Origin of the sequence: Nonomuraea sp. B19D2, from assembly GCF_040137845.1 — a bacterium.
Lineage (GTDB): Bacteria > Actinomycetota > Actinomycetes > Streptosporangiales > Streptosporangiaceae > Nonomuraea.
Window position 1 is genome coordinate 74,644 of sequence record NZ_JBEFAK010000032.1, and the last position, 25,861, is coordinate 100,504.

Here is a 25,861-nt window from a genome sequence, read left to right on the forward strand (position 1 = left end):
CGTCAGCCCACCCCTTCCGCCGTGAGCCTGAACACCTCACGCAGCTCGTCGGTCGACAGGTCCGTCAGCCAGTCCTCTCCGGTGCCCACCACCCGCTCGGCCAGGGCCTTCTTGCGCTCGATCATCTGGTCGACGCGCTCTTCGAGGGTGCCCGCGCAGATGAGCTTGCGCACCTGCACGTTCTTGCGCTGCCCGATGCGGAACGCCCGGTCGGTGGCCTGGTCCTCGACGGCCGGGTTCCACCAGCGGTCCACGTGGATGACGTGGTTGGCGGCCGTCAGATTGAGCCCCACCCCGGCCGCCCTGAGCGACAGCACGAACAACATCGGCTCGTCGTCGTGCTGGAACCGGTCGACCAGGCGGTCGCGCGTCTTCTTGGGCAGGCCGCCGTGCAGCCAGAGCACGGTGGTGTCGAGCCGCTGGGCGAGGTACGGCTGGAGCATGCTCCCGAATTCGGCATATTGCGTGAAAAGTAGGGCCTTTTCACCTTCTGCCAGGATTTCTTCGGACAATTGCTCCAGGCGGATGAGCTTGCCGGACCGGCCCGACAGCCGGGAGCCGTCCTTGAGCAGGTGGGCCGGGTGGTTGCAGACCTGCTTGAGCTTGGCCATGGCCGCCAGCACCAGCCCGCGCCGCTCGATGCCCTCGCTTCCTTCGATCTTGGCCAGCATGTCGTCAACGACGGCCTGGTAGAGCGTGGCCTGCTCCGTGGTGAGCGGGCACCACTCCTTGACCTCCAGCTTCTCCGGCAAATCAGAAATAATCGATTTGTCGGTTTTGACGCGCCGGAGGATGAACGGGCCGGTCGCCCGCTTGAGCGCCTGAGCGGCCTGCTCGTCCTGGCGGGCCTCGATCGGCTCCTGGAAGCGGGTCCTGAACCGGGAACGCGGCCCCAGCAGCCCCGGGTTGGCGAACTCCATGATCGACCAGAGCTCGGCCAGATGGTTCTCGACCGGGGTGCCCGTCAGGGCGAGCCTCGTGCCGGTGGGGATGGACCGTACGGCCTGGGCCTGCAGTGTGCCGCTGTTCTTGATCGCCTGGGCCTCGTCGCACACGACCCTGCGCCACTCGTGCTGTTTGAGCGACTCCAGGTCGCGGTGGGCGGTGCCGTACGTGGTGATCACGAGATCGGCGTGCGGGATCAGGGCGGCGTCGCGCCCGCTGCCGTGGTGCACGTAGACGCGCAGGTCAGGGGCGAACCTGGCGGCCTCACGCTGCCAGTTGCCGACGAGGGACATGGGACAGACGAGGAGTGTGGGCGTGTCGGCCCGCTCGTGGACGAGCAGGGCCAGCGTGGTGACGGTCTTGCCCAGCCCCATGTCATCGGCCAGCACCCCGCCGAGGCCCAGCTCCGACAGGAAGCTCAGCCAGGCCAGGCCGCGCTCCTGGTAGGGCCTGAGCGTGGCGTCCAGCCCGGCCGGGGTCCTGACCGGCACGAGCCGCCGCTCGGCCTGGCCGGACAGCAGGTCGCCGAGCACGCCGTCGGCGTCCACCTCCACCAGCGGCAGCTCGTCGTCGCCCCAGAGGTCGGCGCCGACGATGTGGCGCAGCATGTCGGAGGCGGTCGCCTCGCCCGTACGGGAGCCCGCCACGGCCCTGAGCGCGGCCTTGAGCTGCCGGTCGTCCAGCTCCACCCACTGGCCGCGCACCCTGACCAGCGGCACCTTCAGCCGGGCCAGCTCGGCCAGCTCCGCCTCGCTGATCGTCTCGCCGCCCACCGCCAGCTCGACGCGGAAGTCGACCAGCTCCCGCATCCCGAACCCCTGGCCGGTGGCCGCCGTCTGCGCCTTGGTCCTGGTGGTCAGTTTCAGCCCCAGCTTCGTACGCCCGGCCCAGCGCGGCAGCTGCACGCCGAACCCGGCCGCCTGCAGCAGGGGCGCCGCCTGCCTCAGGAACCCGAACGCGCCCGCCGTGTCCAGCGCCAGCTCGCTCGGCCTGGGCCCGCGCAGGGCGTGGTCCAGCTCGGGATAGAGCCTGACGGCCCGGCCCAGCCCGGCGAGCAGCTCCCTCTCGGGCCTGCCCGGCAGCCCCGTCACCTGCCCGCCGCTCCAGACGCGGGTGGCGGGGACGTACAGGCTGGGGTCGTCGGCGGCCTGCAACGCCAGCTCGACCCGCCAGTCGTCGGTGTCGGCGGGCTCCAGCAGGCGGAAGCACACCCTGGTCGCGCCCTCGGCCGACCCGACCGAGTCGCGCCACTTCTCCAGCTCCCGGCGAAGGTCCGGGACATCGGGACATTCCGGCGTGTCGCCGGTCAGGGCGGCCAGCCAGCGCTCGTGGAGCGTCCTGGGCCTGACGACCAGGGGCTCGGTGAGCGCCTCCCGGACGAGCGCGTCGGTGAACGCTTCGAGGGACTCGCGGAGGACGTCCGCGGACGGCCGCTCGGTGCTGGAGGTTCGGCACGCGGGCGGCATGGCCAGCGCCAGCTCCCGGAAATACCCGGCATCGACCCCGGTCACCACGGGCCGCCACACGGCCCGCGCGCCGTCCCGCGGGATCGACCACATGGCCATGGACTCGTCCAGCTCGGGCTCGGGCTCGGGCTCGGGCTCGGGCTCGGGCTCGGGCTCGGGCTCGAGGCCGGGGTCGGGGTCGGGGCCGGTGGCGGGCTTGGGGGCGGTCGCGTCGGGGATGAGCTGCGGGATGACGCGGCCCCGGCGTACCAGGTCGCGGGCGAAGGCGGCGACGGCGGCCCAGTGACGCATGGTCGCGGTGCCGGTCTGCTCGGCCAGCACGTGCAGCGCCTGCGCGGCCGGCGGCACGACGGCGGGAACCTGCCAGAGGCGCAGCCGCGGGCGCGCCACTTCGGCCAGCCGCCCGGTCTCCGGCGAGGGCAGCGGCCCCTTGGCCGAGCCGGGCAGGAGCAGCTCCAGCGTCCGTGACGGCGGCTCGTCGAGGCCCAGCTCGGCGGCGATGCCGGCCGCCGGGACGGCGAACGGATGGGGGGCGCCACCTGGGCGCTGCACGCCGTCGCCGCCACTCTGGCGCGGCCGGCCGTCGCCGCGGGTTTGGGTGGGCAGCCGAGCCGCCGAGGGCGCATCGCCGGTCCGGGCGTGCCGCCGCCGGGTCGCAGAGGGCGCGGCGTCGGCGGTCTCCGCCCAGAAGGCGAGCCCGTCGGCCGACCAGACCCCGTGTACCAGCACCCCGGCAGGTTACCGGAGATCCGCAGAAGGCCTTGGCCTTCACTGCAGGCCGGGGGGTGAATGCGATCCCCTTTGGGGCTGACCCGCCGTAGGCGGGGCAGCCCGGAGCGCGGAGTGCGGACCCGGAACCTCAGACTGGTCGGCGCTGCTGTTCGATGTACTGGCTGATGATCGATAGTGGGGCTCCGCCGCAGGAGGCGGCGAAGTAGCTGGGTGGCCAGAAGTGGCCGTGACGTTCCTGCGGTATTTAGTGACGAAGACCAGATGGACGTGCATCGCTGAAACTACGTGTCTGCCACGTCGGTATTCCGTCTCCTGACTCAGAGATCGGACGATAATGTGTTCGAGTCGCTGTGAGCGGAGGGACCGCTGGGGGAGGTGTTTCGCACGTGTTGGCTGGGCGCAGGTACCGGTTAGAGCTCGACTTCGGCCAGGTTCTGATCGCCGAGAAGGTGGCAGGGATCTGCCGCAGCGTGTGGAACACAGCACTGGAACAGCGCCGGGAGTACCGGCGGCGCGGCGCGTATATCGGCTACGCGCAACAGTGCGCCCAGCTGGCCGAGGCCAAGGCGGACTTTCCCTGGCTGGCCGAGGCGCCCGCCCAGGTCCTGCAGCAGATTCTCAAGGACCTGGACCAGGCGTGCCGCCGCCACGGCACCTGGAAGATCCGCTGGAAGAGCCGGGCGCGGTGGAAGCCGTCGTTCCGCTTCCCCACTCCCGCGCACACCCCGGTGGAGAAGCTGGGCCGTAAGTGGGGGCGGGTGTTCTTGCCCAAGTTCGGCTGGGCCAAGTTCCGCCTGTCCCGCCCCTTGGGTGGGCGGGTCAAGTCTGCCACCGTCTGTTTCGACGGACGGCACTGGTTCGTCAGCTTCCTCATCGACGACGGACTGCCCGGAGCTGCCGAGCACCTACTGCCCGGCACCGAGGCCGGGGTGGACCGGGGCGTGGTCACCGCCGCGACCACCTCGGAGGGGGAGTTCTTCGACCGCGCGCATGTGACCGAGCACACCGTCTCCACCCACACCCCACCCGGCGAGGGCGAGCCTGGTGGCGCGTTCCTTTCCGCCAAGGAGGCCGAGCGCTACCTGCGGCTCCAGCGCCGTCTGGTCCGCACGCAGCGGGGGTCGAAGCGGCGTAAGAAGGTGGTGGCCGCGCTGGGGGCACTGATGGGGCGCCTCCGCACGCGCCGGGCGGACTTCAACACCCAGACAGCCCACCGCCTGACCCGCGACCACGCCACCGTGGTCGTGGAAGATCTCCAGGTCACGAACATGACCGCCTCCGCCAAGGGCACCCTGGAACGCCCGGGCAAAAACGTCGCGCAAAAGAGCGGCCTCAACCAGGCGATCCTCAACAAGGGTTGGTACGGGCTGGAGAGGGCGCTGATCTCCAAGGCGCGCTACACCGGCAGCGTCATCGTCAAGGTCAACCCCGCGTACACGTCCCAGAGGTGCTCGGCGTGCACGGCGGTGGACCCGAAGTCCCGCGAGAGTCAAGCGGTCTTCAGGTGCACCACGTGCGGTCATGTCGAGCACGCCGACGTCAACGCCGCAAAGAACATCAAAAACCGCAAGGCGGCCGGGCTGGTCGTCTCAGGGCGTGGAGACCTCCAGGCACCGGCCGGGTCCGTGAAGCGTCAAGCACCCCGTTCCATAGCTCGCGGTACGCACTGCGCACCGCGAGCTGCCGCGTAAGCGGCACGGGAATCCCCGCCCTCCTTCAGGGCGGGGAGCAGGTCAATTCTTGGGCGGGACAACCTGGACGATGGCGCCCAGGTTGCCCGGCAGCGGGCTCACCAGCTTGAACTGCACGCCCAGTGCCTTGCCCTCGTCACCGGGGTTGCCGGTGCCGAGCTTCGAGCCGGCGACCTCCTGGCCGTACAGCTCCGTGGCGGGGGTGCCGTCCGGGTGCACCACGCGGGTGGTGTACGCCTGGTCGCCCTTGGACGGCACGACCACCGAGGCGTCGAAGTCACGGTAGTAGAGACCGTTGTTGATGACTTCGAGGCCCGGGTACCAGGTCTTGGCGTCGGTGAAGGCCGGGACGCCCTTCTGCGCGGGCAGGTCCGTGCAGTACTCGCTGTACGGCTCGTCCGCCGCCTCCAGGCACTCCTTGAACGGGTACGTCTTGCCGAACCCGAACGCGGCGTTGGACGACTGGACGCGCCCCTGGAGGTTCTTCTGCAGCGTCGGGTCCTTCTCGGCCGCGGTCCCGGTGCGGCGCAGCGGGTCGAAGTGGGAGTCCACGACCAGCAGGCTGCCCTTCGGACCGAGGCTCGGCGGCAGCCGCAGGGTGCTGCCGATGTTGTTGTTGATGAACGTCGAGTCGCGGTACCAGACCAGCAGGCCCGGCGCGTTGTACTTCAGCTTCTGCACCTTCCACGCCCCGTCGCGGGAGTAGTCGGTGTCGTAGGCGTACTGCAGACCCTTGTCGAAGCCGTCGAAGTTACGCCATTCGGCCAGGTAGAACCGGGAGATCTCGCGCTCGCCGTTGTTGCGGGTCCAGCCCTGGCCGCTGGTGTTGGTGAACGTGCCGCCGGTGGCCTTCCAGCCGTTGTCGCCGCCCTCGACGTCGTCGCTCCACACGGCGGTGCCGCCGTTGGTGAGCTGGAGGTCGTCGACGTGCCAGCCGCGCTCCTGGAAGGCGGCGTCGGTGTTGTACGTCAGCCGCAGCTTGACCGTCTGCCCGGCGAACGGCGTCAGGTTGACGTAGTCGTGCCGCCAGCCGCCGCTGTCACCGGTGAGGCCGTACTTCTTGTTGCCGAAGGTCTTGAGGTTCTTGTTCGGGTCCGGGTAGTCGTCAGGCGTGCTGACTTCGTTGCCGGCCTCGGCGAAGACCTTCTGCTGGGCCCAGGTCTGGCCGCCGTCGGTCGAGACCTCGACGAAGCCGTAGTCCCAGTCCTGCTCGATCACGTAGTTGTTCCACATCCACAACTTGAGATCGGTCCCGGCGGGGACGGCCAGGTCGCGGGTCAGCGCGAGGTTGGCCCAGTCCTGGTCCAGGCCGCTCCACCAGGCGTTCGAGCCGCTGTGGAGGTCGATCATCTTCAGCGGCGTGGAGGCCAGGTTCACCCGGACGCCGTCCTCGGTGAACTTGGGCGTACGCGAGGACTGGCCGACCGTGACGAGCTTGGCGGCGTCGCCGGGGTTGAACGTCTTCGGGTTGGCCCAGCCGAGCACCCACTTGTCCCACAGGCCCATGTGGGCCGGCATCGACTGGAAGATCGGGCCGGAGTGGGAGCCGCTGGACATGAGGTCCCAGAAGTCCACGGCGGAGCTGGCCTGGCCCGAGGTGTCGTACAGGTCGGGCAGGCCCAGGTCGTGGCCGTACTCGTGGGCGAAGACGCCGACGCCCGAGTCCTCGGGCTGCACGATGTAGTTGGAGATCTTCTTGTCGCTGCCGGGGACCTGGTAGCCGCCGGCGACCGCGCTGGAGTGGGCCCAGATCGCGTACGTGCCCTCGGCGCCGCCGCCGGAGGACTTGTCCTTGCCGGCGTGGACCAGCACCAGGTGGTCGATCACGCCGTCGGGCTCGGTGAAGTTGCCGTCGCCGTCGGCGTCGGAGGTGTCCTCGAGGTCGTAGTCGGCCCAGGGGAAGTCCGGCTGGGCCTTGGCCAGGCTGTCGACCACGTCGATGGGCAGCTGCTGGGCGCCCAGCTGGTTGTCGGGGTGGCCGGACATGTCCTGCGGGGCGCCGCCGCACTTCGCCGCGCCGTACCAGGCCTCGGAGTGCGGGACCTTGATCCAGCCGACCGCCGAGCCGGTGACGGAGTAGGCGCCCTTGGACATCTCCTCGTACATCTTCTTCATCGTGTAGCCGGAGATGTCGATGCCCGGCTTGCCGTCGCGCGGGTCCTTCAGGTCGGGGCGGACGCGCTCGGTGATGCCCTTGTCGGTGTAGAGCATCTTGTTGAAGTGCTCGGTGCTGAAGTCCTTGACCCAGAAGGAGTTGTTGTCCTTGTGCGGCAACGTGGCCGGGTCCGGGATGTTGTTGTGCAGGGGGCCGTTCTGGCGTGTCCCGGCCGGCTCCACCACGCAGTCGTCGGGCTGGCTGTCGATGGTGCGCAGCCGGTTGAAGCCCGAGAAGTCGTCGTTGGCCTGCTCGTTGAACTCGACGAGGATCGTGAGCAGCTTGGCTGTACGGGTCTGCTGGGAGTTCTTGAAAATCCATTCAGCGGGGTTGCGGCCGGTCCTGACGGCCTCGTTCTCGCGCGCGGCGAGAATGCGACCGGCTGCCGGGTTTCCGCTGGTGAACTTCCTGTCGAACTTCTGCGCCGGAGTGAGCGAGCGCTGCTTGGCGTCGTTCACCGTGGGCTCCTGCGGTTCCTTCTCGACCGCGGGCGGAGCGTAATTGATGTAGTAGTCCGCGGCCGTGGGCTCGTAGTTCGCGGCAGACGCGGCTTGAGCGGTGGGCGCGGACAGGGCGGCGCCGAGAAGGGCGACCGCCGGGAAAGCTGCTAATAAGCGCTTCGTGCTGGGCACCAGTTACCCTCTCTGCCCGGGGTATCCGGGCGCATGGCCATAGGGTGTGCAATGCCGGACGCTAGAGGGTAAGTCAACGAAACGTAAAGTACGTTGTTGAAACGTGATCAAAGGGGGACATTTAGTGCATCACTGGCACGGGACCTAAAACAGTATTAGGCCAGCCGTGATCCCGCCCGCGACCGCGCCCCCGTAGCAGATCGCCGCTATGACGAGGTCGAACCTGGCGATGCCGAGCAGCTCCTCGCTGGTGAACCTGATCCGGTGCGCGGCGTGGAAGAGGCACAGCACGACGACCGCCAGCAGCGCGAGCCGGACCAGCACGTTGTCCACCAGCGCGCGCAGGTGCCCGGCGGCCGGCCAGTCCACCACGCCGAGCGGCATGAGCACCCCGAAGAGCAGCACGAGCACCGGCAGCAGCAGCGCCGCCACCACTCCCCCGCCGCTGAAGAGCAGCCACAGGTACGGCTCCAGGGTGCGTCTCATGGCGACCTCAGGATGAAGTAGGCGATCAGCACGGAGATCGCCACCCAGGCCGAGTGGTTGCCGCCCTGGATCATCCAGGCGGGCACCCGCCAGCCGTCCAGGCGGACGACGGTGGCCTTGGGGGCGAGGTTGAGGAACGTGATCGTGTGGAAGGCGGTCGCGGCCAGGGCGAGCACGTTGATCACGATCATCCACGGCCGCGCGGCCAGCACGGCGAACTCCTGGAGGCTCCCGGTCAGCACGGCGTCGGCGAACATCAGCAGGAAGACGATCGACCAGGCCACGAAGACGCTGGTGAGCTCGCGCAGCACGAAGAAGGTGTAGTGGCGGGTGCGGGTGAACCACAGGTTGTCGCGCCGCGGCCGGTAGGCGGTCGTCATCGTCTGCTCCACGGCAGGACGGAGCGCAGGGCGGCGGTCAGCTTGTAGCGCTGGATGGCCTCGGCCGGGTCCACGTGCTTGGGGCAGACCCGCGTGCACTCGCCGACGAACGTGCACCCCCAGACGGCGTCCTCCAGGTTCAGCACGTCGAACCGGTCTCCCATGTCACGCGAGTCCAGGTTGTAGCGCTGGGCGAGCGCGATGGAGGCCGGGCCGAGGAAGTCGGGGTCGAGCACGTAGACCGGGCAGGCCGAGTAGCAGAGCAGGCAGTTGATGCACATGCTGTACTGCTTGTACGCGTCCAACTGCTCGGGCGTCTGGGCGTACTCGGTGGTCAGCGGCAGCTCCTCGCCCTCTCTGATCAGCCAGGGCCGCACGGACGACAGCTTGGCGAGGAAGTCGTCGATGTCCACGACCAGGTCCCTGATCACGGGGAAGCCCTTCAGCGGCTCGATCCTGATCGGGCCCTCGCCGTACTCGGTGAGGAAGGTGCCACAGGTCAGCCTGGGCTCGCCGTTGACGGTCATGCCGCAGGAGCCGCACACGCCCATCCGGCACGACCAGCGGTACGACAGGCTGCCGTCGAGCTGGTCCTTGATGTAGTTGAGCCCGTCGAGCACCGCCCAGTCGGCCATGAGCGGCACGTCGTACCACTGGAACACCGGCTCGTCGTCCTCGCCGGGCCGGTACCGGGCGACCTCCATCCTGATCGTCCGCGTCGCCGTCTCCTTGATCTCAGGCGTGCTCATTTCTTCCCTCACCTCCTCATTCGCTCCGCGGGTGGCTTGCTTCGCGGCGCCCCCCACTCCGCTCACTGCGTCGGGTTCAGTCACGGCCATAGACCCTTTCTCCCGGGGGCCAGCGGGTGATCGTCACGGGGAGCAGTCCGACGGACGGGGTGCCGTCGGGCGCGCGGTGCACCAGCGAGTGCGCGAGGTAGGCGTCGTCGTCCCTGGCGGTGAAGTCGGTGCGCTGGTGCGCGCCGCGCGACTCCTGCCTGTTCAGCGCGCAGGCCACGATCGTCTGCGCGACCTCCAGCATCGTGTGCAGCTCCTGCAGGTTGATCAGCTCGGTGTTGAACGCGGTGCTCGTGTCGTCGACGCGCGCCTCCTCGGCGCGTTCGCGCAGCTCCGCGAGCGTGTCGACGGCTTTGGTGAGCACGTCGCCCGTGCGGTAGATGCCGGCCGCCCCTTCGAGCGTGTGCTGCATCTCCTCGCGCAGGTCGGCGATCCGCTCACCGGTCCTGCTGCCCTCCCGGGCGCGTTCCAAGCGCCGCCGCTCGTCGGCCCCCTGAGTCCGTACGGCCGCCGCCTCGCCGTCCCGGTGGGACCTCGCGAACCCGGCGGCCGCGATGCCCGCCCGGCGGCCGAAGACCAGGCACTCCGGCAGCGAGTTGGAGCCGAGCCGGTTGGCGCCGTTGATGCTCACGCAGGCGGTCTCCCCCGCCGCGAACAGCCCGGCGATGGGGGTCGCGCCGTCGATGTCGGTGTGGACGCCGCCCATCATGTAGTGCACCACCGGGCGCACCGGGATGAGGTCGGTGGCCGGGTCGAGGTTCTGGTAGCTCCGGCACAGCTCGCGCACGAACGGGATGCGGGCGTCGATCTTGTCCTCGCCCAGGTGGCGCAGGTCGAGGTAGACGACCGGCCCGTACGGCGTGTCCACCGTGCGCCCCATCTGCTGCTCGTGCACGAACGCCTGGGAGAGCCGGTCGCGCGGGCCCAGCTCCATGCTGCGCAGCTTGGGCGTGGGCGTGGGCTTGCCGAGGTCGTAGTCCTGCAGGTAGCGGTAGCCGTCCTTGTTGATCAGCCAGCCGCCCTCCGACCTGGCCGCCTCGGTGATGAGGATGCCGGTGAACGGCAGGCCGGTCGGGTGGTACTGGACGAACTCCATGTCCTTCAGCGGCGCCCCCGCCCGGTAGGCCAGGGCCATGCCGTCGCCGGTCTTGATGGCGGCGTTCGTGGTGAAGGGGAAGACGCGGCCGCAGCCGCCGGTGGCCAGGATGACGGTCCTGGCGGCGATGGTCTCGATGCGGCCGGTCCTGATCTCGACGGCCACGACGCCGTGGACGCGGCCGTCGTCGACGACGAGCTTGGTGACGTACCACTCGTCGTACCTGATGACGTCCTGATATTTCAGAGATGTCTGGAACAAGGTGTGCAAGAGATGGAAGCCCGTCTTGTCGGCGGCGTACCAGGTGCGCATCTTCTTCATGCCGCCGAACGGGCGCACCGCGACGCGGCCGTCGCTCTCCCGGCTCCACGGGCAGCCCCAGTGCTCGAGCTGGATCAGCTCCTTGGGCGCCTCGGCCACGAACGCCTCGACCGCGTCCTGGTCGCAGAGCCAGTCGCCGCCGGAGATCGTGTCGTAGCAGTGCTCGTCGAGCGTGTCGCCGAGGCCGATCACCCCAGCGGCGCCGCCTTCGGCGGAGACCGTGTGGCTGCGCATCGGGTAGACCTTCGAGACGACCGCCACCTTGAGCTCCGGGCCACCGGACTTGACAGCCTCGGCGACCGCGATGGCCGCCCGCAGGCCCGCTCCGCCGCCTCCGACGATGAGCACGTCGATCATTTACGTCACTTCCCGTGGTCGGGTTGTATCGGGTCCTTCACCCGCTTGCCGTCGTGGCGGATGGCGGACAGGTGGATGCTGCCGTCGTGGTACTCGTGCCGGATCCGCCGGCAGCCGCAGTCGAAGAGCTGGTCACGGATCACCAGGCCGTAGCCGTCGTCGTCGACGAGGCGCTCACCGCCGGACTTCTTCCCGCAGGGGGCCGCCTCGGGGGTGAAGGGGATTTTCGTGCCTGTCATCGCCGATCTCCCTAGATAGGCGAATTTCATGATCAGTCGAGGTCTTCCTCGGCGCTCTTGCCCGGCTCGACCTCAGGGGCCTCCTCCCGCTCCACGACGGATGGCCGCTTGGCCTGCTCACGGGGATAGTGCAGGTCGAAGGCGGGCCGCTCGGAGCGGATCGGGGGCATGCTGACGAAGTTGTGGCGCGGCGGCGGGCACGAGGTGGCCCATTCGAGGGAGTTGCAGTAGCCCCACGGGTCGTCGAGTGTGACCTTGGGCGCGTGCCTGGCCGTCTTCCAGACGTTGTAGAGGAACGGCAGCGTCGAGGCGCCGAGGAGGAACGCCCCGACGGAGGAGATCTCGTTGAGCGCCGTGAATCCGTCGTGCACGCCGTAGTCGGCGTACCGCCTGGGCATGCCCAGCTGGCCGAGCCAGTGCTGCACCAGGAACGTGGTGTGGAAGCCGATGAACAGCGTCCAGAAGTGCACCTTGCCGAGGCGGTCGTCGAGCATCTTGCCGGTCATCTTCGGCCACCAGAAGTAGAAGCCGGAGAACATGGCGAACACGACCGTGCCGAAGACGACGTAGTGGAAGTGGGCGACCACGAAGTACGTGTCGCTGATGTGGAAGTCGAGCGGCGGCGAGGCCAGGATGACCCCGGTGAGCCCGCCGAGCAGGAACGTCACCAGGAACCCGACCGCGAAGAGCATCGGCGTCTGGAAGCTCAGATGGCCCCGCCACATCGTGCCGATCCAGTTGAAGAACTTCACCCCGGTCGGCACCGCGATGAGGAACGTCATGAACGAGAAGAACGGCAGCAGCACCTGGCCCGTCGCGAACATGTGGTGCGCCCACACGGTCATCGACAGCCCGGCGATGGCGATGGTCGCGCCGACCAGCCCCAGGTAGCCGAAGAGCGGCTTGCGGCTGAACACCGGGACCACCTCGGAGATGATCCCGAAGAACGGCAGCGCGATGATGTAGACCTCGGGATGCCCGAAGAACCAGAACAGGTGCTGCCAGAGCAGCGGGCCTCCGTTGGCCGAGTCGAAGACCTGGGTGCCGAGCTTGCGGTCCGACTCCAGCACGAGCAGCGCCGCCGCGAGCACGGGGAACGCCATCAGCACGAGCATGCTGGTCAGCAGCACGTTCCAGGTGAACAGCGGCATCCTGAACATCGTCATGCCGGGCGCCCGCATGCCGATGATCGTGGTGATGAAGTTGACCGCGCCGAGGATCGTGCCCAGACCCGACAGCGCCAGGCCCATGATCCACAGGTCGCCGCCGATCTGCGGCGAGTACATCGCCGTCGACAGCGGCGTGTAGGCGAACCAGCCGAAGTCGGCCGCCCCGCCCGGCGTGAAGAACCCCGCCACCACCATCAGCCCGCCGAACAGGAACAGCCAGTACGCCACCGCGTTCAGCCGCGGGAAGGCGACGTCCGGCGCGCCGATCTGCAGCGGCATGACCACGTTGGCGAACCCGGCGAACAGCGGGGTGGCGAACAGCAGCAGCATCACCGTGCCGTGGATGGTGAAGAGCTGGTTGTACTGCTGCTGAGTGACCAGCTGCATGCCGGGGGCGACGAGCTCGGCCCTGATGAGCATGGCCATGACGCCCGCCACGAGGAAGAACCCGAACGAGGTGATCAGGTAGAGGTACCCGATGACCTTGTGGTCGGTCGTCGACATCCAGGAGGCGATGACGGTCCCGGTGCGGCGGCGCCTGACCCGCTCGAACGAGGTCTCGCGAACAGTCGTCACGGCTGCTCCCTCCTGCGCGGAGTGCTACCTGCGACGGACCGCCGGATGCGGCCCGGACTGCCCCGATCTACCCATTCCACGCCAACCAGCGCCGCTCGGGAAGGCGTTCTTTAACATTTCGACCGGAAGCTTTGACGTGCCTTCGCAACATGCGGCTCACGGCTGGCGTCCCATATCGCGGATATTTACCGGCTCACCGGGTGGCGTCTTCTATCCTTTCGTAGCCGGACCGACTTCGGAGGAGAGAGATTCGTGACTGCTCAGGCTGACTACTCCGCCCTCGTCCAGCGAGGGCTCTCGCTCGACCTCACCAGGGGCAAGCCGTCGCCGCGTCAGCTCGATCTCTCCGACGACCTGCTCAAACTGCCCACGTCATACCGGGCGGCGGACGGCACCGACGGCCGCAACTACGGCAACCTGCAGGGCCTGGCCGAGCTGCGCGAGCTGTTCGCGCCGCTGGTGCAGGTGCCCGCGGGCCAGCTCGTCGTCGGGGGGAACTCCAGCCTGGCCCTGATGCACGACACGATCGTGCACGCGCTGCTCACCCCGGTGCCGGGCGCCGCGCGGCGGTGGGTGGAGGAGCCGCAGGTCACGTTCCTGTGCCCCGTGCCTGGATATGACCGGCACTTCACGATCACCGAGCGGTTCGGGATCAAGATGGTGCCCGTCCCCATGGACGCCGACGGCCCCGACATGGACGTGGTCGAGGGCCTGGTGGCCGCCGACGCGAGCGTCAAGGGCATGTGGTGCGTGCCGAAGTACAGCAACCCGTCCGGCGCCACCTACAGCGACGAGACGGTGCGCAGGCTGGCCACCATGCCGACCGCCGCCCCCGATTTCCGGATTTTCTGGGACAACGCCTACGCGGTGCACCACCTCACCGACACCCCGGACGAGCTGGCGGACCTCCTGACGCTGGCCGCCGAGCATGGCAACGCCGACCGCGTGTTCGTCTACGCCTCCACCTCCAAGGTGACGCTGGCAGGCTCCGGCGTGTCGTTCTTCGGCTCCTCGCCGGCGAACGTCGAGTGGTTCCTGCACAACACCGCCAAGCAGTCCATCGGCCCGGACAAGCTCAACCAGCTCCGCCACGTGGAGTTCCTGCGCGACCCGGCGGGCGTTACCGCGCACATGAAGCGGCACGCCGAGCTCATCGGGCCGAAGTTCGAGCTGGTCGACAAGGTGCTGACCGAGCGGCTCGGCGACCTCGGCACCTGGACGAGCCCCAGGGGCGGCTACTTCATCAGCCTGGAGGTGCCGCACGCCGCCGAGGTGGTGGCCAAGGCGAAGGCCGCGGGCATCGCGCTGACGCCCGCGGGCGCGACGCACCCGTACGGCAAGGACCCCGGCAACCGCACGATCAGGCTCGCCCCCACCTTCCCCGGGCTGGACGAGCTGGAGCAGGCCATCGAGGGCCTGGCCGTCTGCGTCCGTCTGGTGGCGGAGGAGCTGGGCTGATCAGCGGCCGTTGCCCCGGAAGCCGAAGATGTACTCGCGCGTCTCGCTCGGATGGAACGAGACGCCGACCCCCGGCTCGAACACGACGTTGTCGCGGGCGCAATAGCGGAGGCGCTCCCAGACGGCCAGGGCCTTCTCCCTGGCCGGAGCCTCGAGGTTGTCGCGCTTGCGGGCGCCGTACGAGCCGAGCACGTTCAGCAGCCCCAGCCCCCAGAACAGGCCCGTCAGGCAGAACGGGGCGAGCAGCACCTCGCCCCACTTGGGATCCTGGCCCATCGCGATGACCAGCGACACGACCAGGTGCACCAGAGCCGCCACGCCCAGCAGGATGTAGCCCTGGTTCCTGGCCCACGGGGTGTAGTGGCGGCTGGGGAACGACAACCAGACCGCGAGCTGCGTGCGGCTCATGACGTGCTTCGACGCGCCGAGAGCCGCCCTGCTGGGCAGATCGGCGACCTCCCGCGTGCCAGGTAACCGGACTCTGCCGATCTTGTACGTGGTCCCCGCGGCGACCGCTCCGGGGACCGCAACGACCTGGTCAGTCTCCGAACACACCGGGCACCTGACATCCACCCGGGCAGTTTGGCCTTAAGTCACGACCTGCGCAAACCGCCGGGTGTACCGCGGCGTTTTGCACCCTAGGGTGCATAGTGTGAGACCGATTGACGCATTGGTGAGCTCTCTGCCCGAAGCCCGCGTCGTGACCGACCCGGACGTGATCGACTCCTACGCCCGTGACCGCACGTTCGTGGAGCCCGGCAAGCCGCTCGCGGTGGTGCTGGCCGCCTCCCGCGACGACGTGGTGACGACGATGAAGTGGGCCACCGAGCACCGGGTGCCGGTCGTGCCGCGCGGCGGGGGCACCGGCCTGGCGGGCGCCTCCGTCGGCGGTGACGGCTCGGTCATCCTGTCGCTGGCCAAGATGACCGCGATCAGGGAGCTCTCCCCCGCCGACGAGATCGCCGTGGTCGAGCCCGGCGTCATCACCGCCGACCTGGACCGGGCCGCCAGGGAGCACGGGCTCATGTACGCGCCCGACCCGTCGTCGTACGAGATCTCCACGATCGGCGGCAACCTGGCCACGAACGCGGGCGGGCTGCGGTGCGTGAAGTACGGCGTGACCAGGGACTCGGCGCTGGGCCTCGAGGTCGTGCTGGCCGACGGCCGCATCCTGAACACCGGCCGGCGCACGATGAAGGGCGTCACGGGCTACGACCTGACGGGGCTGTTCGTCGGCTCGGAGGGCACACTGGGCGTGATCACCGCGGCCACCGTGCGCCTGCGCCGGGCGCCCGCCGCGCCGCCGGCCACGTTCGCGGCCGAGTTCGGCTCGCTCCGGGACGCGGGCGCGGCCGTCTCGGCGATCATGGCGGCGGGCTGCGAGCCGTCGCTCATGGAGCTGCTCGACCGGGCCACCCTGGAGGCCTTCGACGACTGGCGCAACATCGGGCTGGAGCCGGCCACGCAGGCCATGCTGATCGGCCAGTCCGACGCCGTGGACAACCAGGGCGCGATCGAGCGCATGGAGCGGCTCTGCGTGGAGAACGGCGCCTCCTTCGTGGCGGTGTCCTCCAGCCCGCAGGAGGCCGAGGAGCTGATCGCGCTGCGCCGGCTGGCGTACCAGGCCAAGGAGCGGCTCGGGGCGTGCCTGGTGGAGGACGTGTGCGTGCCGCGGTCCGTACTGCCCGACATGATCAGCGCCATCGAGGCGACGGCCGCGCGGCACGACGTGAAGATCGCCACGGTCGCGCACGCCGGGGACGGGAACCTGCACCCGGTCTTCATCTTCGACCGCGGGACGGCGGAGCCGCCCGCGGAGGTGTGGGCGGCGGCGGACGAGATCTTCAAGCACGCGCTGGAGCTCGGCGGCACCCTGACCGGGGAGCACGGGGTGGGCCTGCTCAAGCGGCGCTGGCTGGGGCTGGAGTCCGGCCCCGTGGTCACGGAGATCCAGCAGGGCATCAAGGCGGTCTTCGACCCCCTGGGCATCCTCAACCCGGGCAAGGCGATCTGGCCGGACGCCTCCGGCACCTTGACCAACCCGTGACATTGGGGGCGGATGCCCGCACGACCTGCGGCGGAAGACGAACTAATGCCTGACATTCTCCGTCAAAACGTGAAACTTCTGGCAGGTCCGGCAGACGCCCCAACCATCACGCTGGTAGCGTTTTGCCTCATCCATTGGGTTGTTATGGGGGTCGGACGTGAATCAGTTCCAGCCGCTGGCGGCGGACGATCCGCGGCGGCTGGGGACGTATGACATCGTCGCCCGGCTCGGCGAGGGCGGTCAGGGCGTTGTCTACCTGGGCAAGGGCGAGTCCGGCGACCAGGTAGCGGTCAAGCTGCTGCATCATGCCCTCGTGGCCGACGCCGACGCCAGGACCAGGTTCCTGCGCGAAGTGTCGGTGGCGCAGCGGGTGGCCAGGTTCTGCACTGCTCCGGTGCTCCACGCCGACCTGGAGGGCAGCCGGCCGTACATCGTGAGCGAGTTCGTCCAGGGGCCGTCGCTGCGTGAGCTCGTCATCAACGAGGGCCCGCGGCGGGGCGCGGCGCTCGAACGGCTCGCGATCAGCACCGCCACGGCGCTCGCGGCCATTCACCGCGCCGGGATCCTGCACCGGGACTTCAAGCCCGCCAACGTGCTCATGGGGCCCGAGGGTCCCGTGGTGATCGACTTCGGCATCGCCCGTGCCCTGGACTCCCCTGGCGCGACGGCCACGGGGATGGCCATGGGCACGCCTTCGTACCTGGCGCCCGAGCAGCTCAGCGGTGCGGCGGTGTCGGAGGCGGCCGACGTGTTCGCGTGGGGCGTCACGATGGTGTTCGCCGCGACGGGCAAGCCCGCCTTCGGCGCCGACTCCATCCCCGTGGTGATGAACCGGATCCTGAACGAGGAGCCGGAGCTCGGGGGGATGGAAGGCGTGCTGGCCGAGCTGGTGGCCGCCTGCCTGTCGAAGGACCCGACGCAGCGGCCCAGCGCGGACGACCTCATCGTCCAACTCACCGGCCAGCCGGCCCCGAAGTCCGCCATCGAGCCGGTGACGGGCCGGCAACTCACCTCCATCGCCGGCGCCGGGGCTGCCGTCGCCGGTGCCGGGGCCGCTGCGCAGGCCGCCGGCACTCCTGGTGGGCAGGTCGGCCCGGAGGGCGGCAAGCCCGGGCCTGGCGGCGACCTCTATCCCGGCCCCTGGACCCAGCCGGCTCACCCAGCGGGCGGCCCTCTCCAGACCGGCCCCCAGCCCATGCCGCAGACGGGCGCGTACGGCCGCCCGGCCGCAGCCGCGCAGGGCGGCCCCGGGCAGGCGGCGTCCCCCATGGGCGGCGCGCAGGCGGGGATGCCCGGCAACGGCCCCATGCCCGCCATGCCGGGCACGCCGCCCGGCCATGCCCCGCAGGGCGGCGCTCCCCACGGAGCCCCTCAGACGCCTCAGGGCGTCCCCCACGGCGCCATGCCGGGTGCGGCCGCGTCCGGCATGCCGCCGCACGGCCCCGGCATGCCTCAGGGCCACTCCCCCTTCCAGGGCGGAACCCCGAACGGACCGGCGAGGCCCGGCGGCCCGTCCCGCCCGGGCGGCGGCGCCCCCGCGAAGCAGCACCGCGCCCTGATGCTCTCCCTGTCCGGAGCCGCGGTCGCCACCCTCCTCGTGGCCGGCGCCGTGATGATCAACGCGAAGAGCGAAAAGGTCCCGGTGGTGGCCGTGGGCAACTCCTCCAACAACACCAACGGCGACGGGCAGGGCGCGGGCCAGCCCGTCGACCCGCCGACCACGGCGCAGACCCCCGACCCGGCGGTCCCCACCGACACCGCGGTCCCGGTGCCCACCCTGGACGTCGAGCCCACCAAGACCAAGAAGGTCACCAAGCACACCGAGAAGCCCGTCTCCCAGGTCCCTGACCCGGTCACCCACGCCCCCACCACGCAGCCCACGACGGCCCAGCCGCCCAAGCACACGCCGACCCCGACGCAGACCAAGAAGAAGAGGTCGCAGACGATGGTCGATCCGGACAGCGTGGATCAGGGGGGCCAGCCCAACGGGCAGCCGAGCCCCGGCCCCACGTCCACCGTCCGTCCTACCGGCGGGACCAACAAGACGTACACCCCGCGCAAGCCCAACACGGCCAGTGCGACGGCCCTGTGCGGCGCCGGCTACAAGGTCATCGACTCGCACGCCCTGGGCCCCACCGCCACGATCTACCTCCTCTACAACACCGGCGCGGGCAAGAACTGCGTGGTCACGATGTCGCGCATGATTTACCCGGAAAAGGTGCAGATGAACGCGATCCTCCAGGTGAAGGGCGGTTCCAGCGCCAGCGCTCCGGTCAAGGTCCCCGCCAACGCGGGCCCGGTCCGCCTGCCTGCGAAGCAGAAGTGCGTGATCTGGGGCGGCTCCTGGGCTGAGAAGTCCTGGAAGTCCGGCTGGAGCCACTGCTCCTGACCAACGACGTACGCGCGAACAGGCCCCTGTTACGGGGCCTTTCGTGCGTTAGCGTGTTGACGTGATCAGGAGCAGGCTCGACCCCGAGGGCGCCGACTACCGCAGTCGCCGCGAATCCATGCTCGCCAAGCTGAGCGAGCTCGACGCCGAGCATGCCAAGGCGGTGGCCGGGGGCGGCGAGAAGTACGTCGAGCGGCATCGCAGGCGTGGCAAGCTGCCGGCCAGGGAGCGCATCGAACTGCTGGTCGATCCCGACTCCCCCTTCCTGGAGCTGTCGCCGCTGGCCGCCTGGGGCAGCGAGTTCCCCGTGGGGGCCGGCATGGTGTCGGGGATCGGGGTGATCGAGGGTGTCGAGTGTGTGATCACCGCCAACGACCCCACGGTCCGCGGTGGCGCCTCCAACCCGTGGACGCTGAAGAAGTCACTGCGCGCGGCCGACATCGCGCTGCAGAACCGGCTCCCGTACGTGAACCTGGTCGAGAGCGGCGGCGCGGACCTGCCGACGCAGAAGGAGATCTTCATCCCGGGTGGGCGGATATTTCGTGACCTGACCCGGTTGTCGGCCGCGGGCGTTCCGACCATCGCGCTCGTGTTCGGGAACTCCACGGCAGGCGGCGCGTACGTGCCCGGAATGAGCGACTACGTGGTGATGGTGCGGGAACGAGCAAAAGTGTTCCTCGGCGGTCCGCCCCTGGTGAAGATGGCCACCGGGGAGGAGTCGGACGACGAGTCGCTGGGCGGCGCCGAGATGCACGCCAGGATCAGCGGCCTGGCCGACTATCTGGCCCAGGACGAGCACGACGCGCTGCGGATCGGACGGCAGATCGTACGTTCCCTCAACTGGCGCAAGCAGGGCGTCACCCCGCAGCCGGCGCGCGAGCCGAGATACCCGGTCGAGGAGTTGCTGGGGATCGTCCCCGAAGACCTGAAGGTGCCGTTCAACCCCCGCGAGGTGATCGCGCGGGTGGTGGACGGGAGCGAGTTCGAGGAGTTCAAGCCGCTGTACGGCGCCTCGCTGGTGACCGGCTGGGCGCGCGTCCACGGCTACCCGGTGGGCGTGCTGGCCAACGCGCGCGGCGTGCTGTTCAGCGAGGAGTCGCAGAAGGCGACCCAGTTCATCCAGCTCGCGAACCAGTCGCGCACTCCGCTCCTCTTCCTCCAGAACACGACCGGTTACATGGTCGGCAAGGACTACGAGCAGGGCGGCATCATCAAGCACGGCGCCATGATGATCAACGCCGTCTCCAACTCGACCGTGCCCCACCTCACCATCGTCATGGGCGCCTCGTACGGCGCGGGGAACTACGGCATGTGCGGGCGCGCGTACGAGCCCCGCTTCCTGTTCAGCTGGCCGAGCGCCAAGTCGGCGGTGATGGGGCCGGCGCAGCTCGCCGGGGTGCTGTCGATCGTGGGAAGGGCGTCGGCGCAGGCCAAGGGGCAGGTGTACGACGAGGAGGCGGACGCGGCGATGCGCGCGATGGTGGAGGCCCAGATCGAGGCGGAGTCGCTGCCGTTCTTCCTGTCGGGCCGCCTGTACGACGACGGGGTCATCGACCCGCGCGACACGCGTACCGTGCTGGGCATGTGCCTGTCGGCGGTCAACAGCGCGCCGGTGCCGGAGCCGGCCGGGTTCGGGGTGTTCCGGCCATGATCACCCGTCTGCTGGTCGCCAACCGGGGCGAGATCGCCCGCCGGGTCTTCCGTACCTGCAGGTCGCTCGGCATCTCCACGGTCGCCGTCTGCTCCGACCCCGACGCGGACGCGCCGCACGTGGCCGAGGCCGATCTGGCGGTACGGCTGCCCGGCGCCCGCCCGGCCGACACGTACCTGGACATCGCGCGCATCCTGGATGCCTGCCGCGCCACCGGCGCGGACGCCGTGCACCCCGGATACGGCTTCCTGTCCGAGAACGCGGACTTCGCGCGGGCCGTGCTTGAGGCCGGGCTGGTATGGGTCGGCCCGCCGCCGGAGGCCATCGCCGCCATGGGGTCCAAGGTCGAGGCGAAGCGGCTGATGGCGGAGGCGGGGGTGCCCGTGCTTGCTTCGCTCGATCCGGCGGCGCCCGGGGAGTTCCCGGTGCTGGTGAAGGCGTCCGCGGGCGGGGGCGGGCGCGGCATGCGGATCGTGCGTGAGCCCGGGGAGCTGGCCCTGGCGGTCGAGTCGGCGCGCAGGGAGTCGGCGGCGGCGTTCGGGGACGGGACCGTGTTCGTGGAGCCGCTGCTGGAGGCGGCCAGGCACGTCGAGGTTCAGGTGCTGGCCGACCGGCACGGGACCGTGTGGGCGCTGGGCGAGCGGGAGTGCAGCGTGCAGCGGCGGCACCAGAAGGTCGTCGAGGAGTGCCCCTCGCCCGGGATCACGGCCGAGCTGCGGGAGCGGCTGTGCGAGGCGGCGGTCAGGGCCGCGCGGAAGATCGGCTATGTCGGGGCCGGGACGGTGGAGTTCCTGGTCAAGGGCGATCGGGTGGCGTTCCTGGAGATGAACACCCGGCTCCAGGTCGAGCATCCGGTCACCGAGCTGGTCTACGGGGTCGATCTCGTCCGGCTGCAGCTGGAGGTGGCCGAAGGGGTACCGCTCCCGGCGGCGCCGCCCGGGCCTGTCGGGCATGCGGTAGAGGTGCGGCTTTACGCGGAGGACGGGGACTATCTGCCGCAGAGCGGGGTGTTGCGGCGGTTCGAGGTCTCCGGGGATGTGCGGGTGGATTCCGGGGTGGAGTCCGGGTCGGTGATCTCGCCGTACTACGACCCGATGCTGGCGAAGATCATCGGGTCCGGGTCGACGCGGGCCGAGGCGGTGCGGAAGCTGGTCACGGCGTTGCGGCGGGCGAGGCTCCATGGGGTTACCACTAATCGCGATTTACTGGTGGACATCCTGATGAATCCGGCGTTTGCGGCGGGCGACACCCACACCGGCTTCCTCACCCCCGACGGCCCCCTCCGGGGCGCCGCACCGCGGCAGGAGGCCGGCGAGCTGCCGGTGCTGGCCGCCGCCCTCGCCATGGCCGCCGCCAACCGCCGCCGGGCGAAGGTGCTGCCGGGCCTCCCGAGCGGCTGGCGCAACGTACGCTCCCAGTCCCGCCGCGCCCGCTTCGAGGAGGCCGAGGTCGTCTACGATCCGCTGCCCCGCGGCGTCACCGTGGTCGGGGCGGAGCCGCAGGAGGTGGTCCTGGAGCGGGACGGCGTCCGGCAGAGCTTCCAGGTGGCCCGGTACGACGAGGACGGCAAGATCTACGTCGACCACGCCGGCGGCTGCGCCGAGCTGACCCCGGTCCCCCGCCTCCCCCAGCCGGTCGAGCACGTGGCGCCCGGATCCCTGCTCGCCCCCATGCCGGGCAGCGTGCTGCGGGTCGAGGTGGAGGCCGGTGACCGGGTGGTGAAGGGGCAGGCGGTGCTGGTGCTCGAGGCGATGAAGATGGAGCATCGGATCGCGGCGCCCTCCGACGGAGTGGTGTCCGGCGTACACGTCGAAAAGGGCCAGCAGGTCGACGCGGGTGCGGTGCTGGCGATCATTCAGGAGGAGACTTCATGACGAGCCTGGTGCACAAGGACCTGGCGAAGGGCGTCGCGACCATCACGCTGGACTCGCCGCCCAACCGCAACGCCCTGTCCGTACGGCTCCTCGCCGACCTGGCGGAGCGGCTGCACTGGGCGCTGGCCGAGCCGGAGGCCAGGGTGATCGTGCTGACCGGCACGGGGAACGTGTTCTGCTCGGGCGCGGACATCAAGGAGCAGAAGGCTTCCGGCGCGCCGGTGACGGCGTCGTTCCCGGAGATCCTCACCTTGATCTGGGAGAGCCCGAAGCCGGTCATCTGCCGGCTCAACGGCACCGCGCGGGCGGGCGGCCTGGGACTGGTGACCGCGTGCGACTTCGCGATCGCGCCGCTGACGGCGTCGTTCGCGTTCTCCGAGGTACGGCTCGGGGTCGTGCCCGCCATGATCTCGGTGCCGGTGCTGCGCAGGGTCGAGCCCAGGGCGGCGGCCGAGTACTTCCTGACCGGCGAGGTGTTCGACGCCGCTCGTGCGGCGGAGATCGGGCTGCTCACGCGGGCCGTGCCGGAAGAGGAGCTGGACGCGACGGTCGCCCACTACGCGGACCTGCTGATCAAGGGTGGGCCCGAGGCGCTGGCCATCACGAAGCGGCTGGTCAGGGAGGTGCCGGGGATGTCGTTCGAGGAGGGGCTGCGGCGGATGACCGAACTGTCCGCCGAGCGCTTCACTTCGCAGGAGGGGCAGGAGGGCATCGCCGCGTTCAAGGAGAAGCGGCCTCCCAAGTGGGCCGCCCTCTGATGACGCTGCGGGTCGCGAACTGCAGCGGCTTCTACGGCGACCGCCTCTCGGCCGCGCGCGAGATGGTCGAGGGCGGGCCGATCGACGTGCTGACCGGCGACTGGCTGGCCGAGTTGACCATGCTCATCCTGGCCGGCAACCGCCTCAAGGGGCGCCCGGGGTACGCGCCGACGTTCCTCCGTCAGCTGGAGGACGTGCTCGGCCCTTGCCTCGATAAGTCCATAAAAATCGTGACAAACGCTGGCGGTCTGGACCCGGCCGGTTGCGCCGAGGCCGTTCACGACCTGGCCACCCGCCTCGGCCTCTCCCCCACGATCGCCCACATAACAGGTGACGACCTCACCGGCCACCCCCTGGACCTGACCAACGCGGACACCGGCGAGCCCTTGGCCGCCACCCCGCTGGCCGCGAACGCCTACCTCGGCGGCCGCCCCATCGCCGCCGCCCTGTCGGCGGGCGCGGACGTGGTCGTGACCGGCCGCGTGACGGACGCCGCCCTGGTGACGGGTCCGGGCATCTGGCGGTACGGGTGGGGGCCCGACGACCTCGACCCGCTGGCGGGCTCGGTGGTCGCGGGGCACATCATCGAATGCGGCTGCCAGGCGACGGGCGGGAACTACGCGTTCTTCCAGGACGTACCGGATCTGGCGCACTGCGGCTTCCCGCTCGCGGAGCTGCGCGCGGACGGCTCCGCGGTGATCACCAAGCACCCGGGCACCGGCGGTCTGGTCTCGATCGGCACGGTGACGGCGCAGCTGGTGTACGAGCTGGGCAGCCCGCGCTACCTGGGCCCCGACGTGGTCGCCCGGTTCGACACGATCACGTTGTCGGACGACGGCCCCGACCGTGTCCTGGTCTCGGGCGTCCGCGGCGAGCCGCCGCCGGACACGTTGAAGGTGGCCGTCAACTACCTGGCGGGCTACCGGAACACGATGACCCTCGTGTTGACGGGCTTGGACGTGGCGGCCAAGGCCCGGGCGGCGGAGGAGGCCCTCTGGGCCCGCATCCCCCGGGAGTCGTTCGACGAGGTGGACGTGGCGCTGACGGACTCGGGGCTGCTGCGGATCACCGTCATGGACGCCGACGAACGCCGGGTCGGCCGCGCCTTCTCCGCCGCCGTGGTGGAAACGGGGCTGGCCAGCTACCCGGGCTTCTACGGCCTCACGCCACCGGGCAACGCCTCGCCGTACGGGGTGTACTGGCCTGTGCTCGTGCCGGCCTCGGAGGTCCACCCGCGGATCTTCCTCAACGGCAAGGAGCTGCCCCAATCCGCCCTCAGCTCCGGCGACCGGCCGACCCGCGCAACGGCCGCCCCCATCACGCCCGGCACAGCGCGCGCCGCAGACGCGACAAGCGACGCGCCCGAGGCCGGCGCACAAGCCGCAGGGCCGGAGAGCGGCCAAGGAGCCGAGGCGGGGGCAGCAGGCGGGCGCCTGGGGACCGTGCGGGTGCCGCTGGGGCGGATCGCCGGGGCGCGCTCGGGAGACAAGGGCGGGAACGCCAATCTGGGCGTCTGGACGGACACGCAGGAGAGGTACGACTGGCTGGCGGCCCACCTGACGCCGGACACCCTCACAAGCCTCCTCCCGGGCCTCGCGCCCCACCGCGTCGACCGCTACGAGCTCCCCGACCTCAAGGCGCTCAACTTCGTCATCCATGGCCTGCTGGGCAGGGGCGTGGCGGCCAGCCCGAGGATGGACCCCCAGGCGAAGGCCCTCGGCGAGGAGCTGCGGGCGAAAGAAGTCGACATCCCCCAGCACCTACGCGGCTGACCGCCAGCCCAGCAGCCCCGCCCCGAGCAGCCCGGCCCCGGTCCCGAGCGACGACGTCACCACCTCCGGCGGCCGGCGGGACTCCAGCCGCGCCGCCAGCCGCTGCCGAAGCGGCGCGAGCAGCGCGTCCCCGGCCAGCGACACACCGCCCCCGATGACGATCCGCGCTGGGTCGAGCAGCAGCGTGTACGTGGCCAGCGCCAGGGCGAGCGCGTCCACGGCCGACGACCAGACCTCGGCCGCCCGTGCGTCCCCCTCGGCGGCCCGCCGCACCACGTCCGGCGCCGTCCCCGAGCCGTACCGCGCCGCGATGGCCCCGCCCGACGCGTACGCCGCCAGACATCCCCGCTGCCCGCACCCGCACGCCACCCCATCGGGACGCACCGGGATGTGCCCGATCTGCCCGGCCCATCCCCCGGCTCCCCCGTACAGCGAGCCAGAAAGGACGACAGCGCCCGCGATGCCCGTGCCGATGGGGAGGAACAGCACGTCGTCCCCGCCGCCCCCGTACGCCAGCTCCGCCTCCCCCGCCGAGCGGACGTCGTGCCCGAGCGCCACCGGCAGGTCCACGTCCGTGAACGACGAGACGGGCACGTCCCGCCACCCGAAGGCCGCGGAGAAGACGGCGTGGGTGGGCGTGACCAGCCCGGGCACCGCCAGCCCCACGGCCACCGGGCGCAGCCCGGGCCGGGGCCGCGACAGGTCGGCGACGAAGGCGGAGACGGCGGCGATCACCCGGTCGGCGCCACGGGGTGTGTCACGGCGCTCGAAGTGCAGAATCGTCCCGTCTCGGGCGACAAGCCCGCCCTTGATGGTCGTGCCGCCTACATCAACCGCAACGACGCAATCCATCCGTCCATCGTCCCTTAA

The 25,861-nt window shown here is 70.3% G+C and carries 18 protein-coding genes and 1 pseudogene; 8 read left to right on the forward strand and 11 right to left on the reverse strand.

Annotation, left to right across the window (positions count from 1 at the left end; all coding sequences use genetic code 11):
* Window positions 1-2: 2 nt before the first annotated feature.
* Both ABN273_RS41025 and ABN273_RS59840 read right to left on the reverse strand, forming a co-directional pair.
* Window positions 3-3,140, reverse strand: coding sequence for a DEAD/DEAH box helicase (locus ABN273_RS41025; protein ID WP_349454773.1), 3,138 nt, complete (start codon window positions 3,138-3,140; stop codon window positions 3-5).
* A gap of 130 nt (window positions 3,141-3,270) precedes the next feature.
* Window positions 3,271-3,369, reverse strand: a pseudogene (locus tag ABN273_RS59840) (transposase); the annotation flags it as partial.
* A gap of 160 nt (window positions 3,370-3,529) precedes the next feature.
* On the opposite strand from ABN273_RS59840, the gene ABN273_RS41035 reads away from it, so the two are divergent.
* The gene (locus ABN273_RS41035; protein ID WP_349454774.1) at window positions 3,530-4,834 is read left to right on the forward strand and encodes an RNA-guided endonuclease InsQ/TnpB family protein; all 1,305 of its coding nucleotides are present in this window, start codon (window positions 3,530-3,532) and stop codon (window positions 4,832-4,834) included.
* A gap of 42 nt (window positions 4,835-4,876) precedes the next feature.
* Here ABN273_RS41035 and ABN273_RS41040 read toward each other — a convergent pair whose 3' ends face one another.
* From ABN273_RS41040 to ctaD, 7 genes are all read right to left on the reverse strand, one after another.
* Window positions 4,877-7,621: an immune inhibitor A domain-containing protein gene (locus ABN273_RS41040; RefSeq protein WP_349454775.1), complete on the reverse strand. Its 2,745-nt coding sequence runs from the start codon at window positions 7,619-7,621 to the stop codon at window positions 4,877-4,879.
* A gap of 144 nt (window positions 7,622-7,765) precedes the next feature.
* A complete protein-coding gene (gene frdD / locus ABN273_RS41045; RefSeq protein ID WP_349454776.1) occupies window positions 7,766-8,107 on the reverse strand; it encodes a fumarate reductase subunit FrdD in 342 nt (113 codons plus the stop codon).
* A complete protein-coding gene (locus ABN273_RS41050) occupies window positions 8,104-8,487 on the reverse strand; it encodes a hypothetical protein (protein ID WP_349454778.1) in 384 nt (127 codons plus the stop codon). The genes frdD and ABN273_RS41050 overlap by 4 nt, the downstream gene beginning before the upstream one ends.
* On the reverse strand, window positions 8,484-9,236 hold the full coding sequence (gene sdhB / locus ABN273_RS41055) for a succinate dehydrogenase iron-sulfur subunit (RefSeq protein ID WP_349454780.1): 753 nt from the start codon (window positions 9,234-9,236) through the stop codon (window positions 8,484-8,486). Before sdhB ends, ABN273_RS41050 begins: the two co-directional genes overlap by 4 nt.
* A 76-nt stretch (window positions 9,237-9,312) precedes the next feature.
* Complete coding sequence (gene frdA, locus ABN273_RS41060) at window positions 9,313-11,058, reverse strand: fumarate reductase (quinol) flavoprotein subunit (protein ID WP_349454782.1); 1,746 nt, start codon at window positions 11,056-11,058, stop codon at window positions 9,313-9,315.
* A gap of 5 nt (window positions 11,059-11,063) precedes the next feature.
* A complete protein-coding gene (locus tag ABN273_RS41065) occupies window positions 11,064-11,297 on the reverse strand; it encodes a hypothetical protein (RefSeq protein WP_349454783.1) in 234 nt (77 codons plus the stop codon).
* A gap of 32 nt (window positions 11,298-11,329) precedes the next feature.
* Complete coding sequence (gene ctaD, locus ABN273_RS41070) at window positions 11,330-13,042, reverse strand: aa3-type cytochrome oxidase subunit I (protein WP_349454784.1); 1,713 nt, start codon at window positions 13,040-13,042, stop codon at window positions 11,330-11,332.
* 252 nt (window positions 13,043-13,294) lie between these two features.
* On the opposite strand from ctaD, the gene ABN273_RS41075 reads away from it, so the two are divergent.
* Window positions 13,295-14,500 (forward strand): aspartate aminotransferase type Ic, encoded by a 1,206-nt coding sequence (locus tag ABN273_RS41075; protein WP_349454785.1) that lies wholly within the window; start codon window positions 13,295-13,297, stop codon window positions 14,498-14,500.
* On the opposite strand, the gene ABN273_RS41080 is transcribed toward ABN273_RS41075, so the two are convergent.
* Window positions 14,501-15,055 (reverse strand): hypothetical protein, encoded by a 555-nt coding sequence (locus ABN273_RS41080; protein ID WP_349454787.1) that lies wholly within the window; start codon window positions 15,053-15,055, stop codon window positions 14,501-14,503. It lies immediately after the preceding gene.
* 97 nt (window positions 15,056-15,152) lie between these two features.
* Between ABN273_RS41080 and ABN273_RS41085 the strand changes: the two genes are divergently transcribed.
* The 6 genes from ABN273_RS41085 (at window position 15,153) to ABN273_RS41110 (ending at window position 24,991) form a co-directional block, all read left to right on the forward strand.
* A complete protein-coding gene (locus ABN273_RS41085; RefSeq protein WP_349454788.1) occupies window positions 15,153-16,547 on the forward strand; it encodes an FAD-binding oxidoreductase in 1,395 nt (464 codons plus the stop codon).
* A gap of 157 nt (window positions 16,548-16,704) precedes the next feature.
* On the forward strand, window positions 16,705-18,936 hold the full coding sequence (locus ABN273_RS41090; protein WP_349454789.1) for a serine/threonine-protein kinase: 2,232 nt from the start codon (window positions 16,705-16,707) through the stop codon (window positions 18,934-18,936).
* A 118-nt stretch (window positions 18,937-19,054) separates the two neighbouring features.
* The gene (locus ABN273_RS41095) at window positions 19,055-20,587 is read left to right on the forward strand and encodes an acyl-CoA carboxylase subunit beta (RefSeq protein ID WP_349454829.1); all 1,533 of its coding nucleotides are present in this window, start codon (window positions 19,055-19,057) and stop codon (window positions 20,585-20,587) included.
* Window positions 20,584-22,461 carry an ATP-binding protein gene (locus ABN273_RS41100; RefSeq protein WP_349454791.1) on the forward strand — a complete coding sequence of 626 codons (1,878 nt, stop codon included), beginning with the start codon at window positions 20,584-20,586 and terminating at the stop codon, window positions 22,459-22,461. The genes ABN273_RS41095 and ABN273_RS41100 overlap by 4 nt, the downstream gene beginning before the upstream one ends.
* On the forward strand, window positions 22,458-23,219 hold the full coding sequence (locus ABN273_RS41105) for an enoyl-CoA hydratase-related protein (RefSeq protein WP_349454792.1): 762 nt from the start codon (window positions 22,458-22,460) through the stop codon (window positions 23,217-23,219). The genes ABN273_RS41100 and ABN273_RS41105 overlap by 4 nt, the downstream gene beginning before the upstream one ends.
* The gene (locus ABN273_RS41110; RefSeq protein WP_349454830.1) at window positions 23,219-24,991 is read left to right on the forward strand and encodes an acyclic terpene utilization AtuA family protein; all 1,773 of its coding nucleotides are present in this window, start codon (window positions 23,219-23,221) and stop codon (window positions 24,989-24,991) included. The genes ABN273_RS41105 and ABN273_RS41110 overlap by 1 nt, the downstream gene beginning before the upstream one ends.
* On the opposite strand, the gene ABN273_RS41115 is transcribed toward ABN273_RS41110, so the two are convergent.
* Window positions 24,980-25,843 (reverse strand): ROK family protein, encoded by an 864-nt coding sequence (locus tag ABN273_RS41115; protein WP_349454793.1) that lies wholly within the window; start codon window positions 25,841-25,843, stop codon window positions 24,980-24,982. The two genes, ABN273_RS41110 and ABN273_RS41115, sit on opposite strands and share 12 nt — an antisense overlap.
* Window positions 25,844-25,861 lie beyond the last annotated feature (18 nt).

Bases quoted from the DNA above. Each gene is read 5' to 3' on its own strand.
- frdD (WP_349454776.1), bottom strand. From the start codon at position 8,107: ATGAGACGCACCCTGGAGCCGTACCTGTGGCTGCTCTTCAGCGGCGGG.
- ABN273_RS41050 (WP_349454778.1), bottom strand. From the start codon at position 8,487: ATGACGACCGCCTACCGGCCGCGGCGCGACAACCTGTGGTTCACCCGC.
- sdhB (WP_349454780.1), bottom strand. From the start codon at position 9,236: ATGAGCACGCCTGAGATCAAGGAGACGGCGACGCGGACGATCAGGATG.
- frdA (WP_349454782.1), bottom strand. From the start codon at position 11,058: ATGATCGACGTGCTCATCGTCGGAGGCGGCGGAGCGGGCCTGCGGGCG.
- ABN273_RS41065 (WP_349454783.1), bottom strand. From the start codon at position 11,297: ATGACAGGCACGAAAATCCCCTTCACCCCCGAGGCGGCCCCCTGCGGG.
- ABN273_RS41095 (WP_349454829.1), top strand. From the start codon at position 19,055: ATGCTCGCCAAGCTGAGCGAGCTCGACGCCGAGCATGCCAAGGCGGTG.
- ABN273_RS41100 (WP_349454791.1), top strand. From the start codon at position 20,584: ATGATCACCCGTCTGCTGGTCGCCAACCGGGGCGAGATCGCCCGCCGG.
- ABN273_RS41105 (WP_349454792.1), top strand. From the start codon at position 22,458: ATGACGAGCCTGGTGCACAAGGACCTGGCGAAGGGCGTCGCGACCATC.
- ABN273_RS41110 (WP_349454830.1), top strand. From the start codon at position 23,219: ATGACGCTGCGGGTCGCGAACTGCAGCGGCTTCTACGGCGACCGCCTC.
- ABN273_RS41115 (WP_349454793.1), bottom strand. From the start codon at position 25,843: ATGGATTGCGTCGTTGCGGTTGATGTAGGCGGCACGACCATCAAGGGC.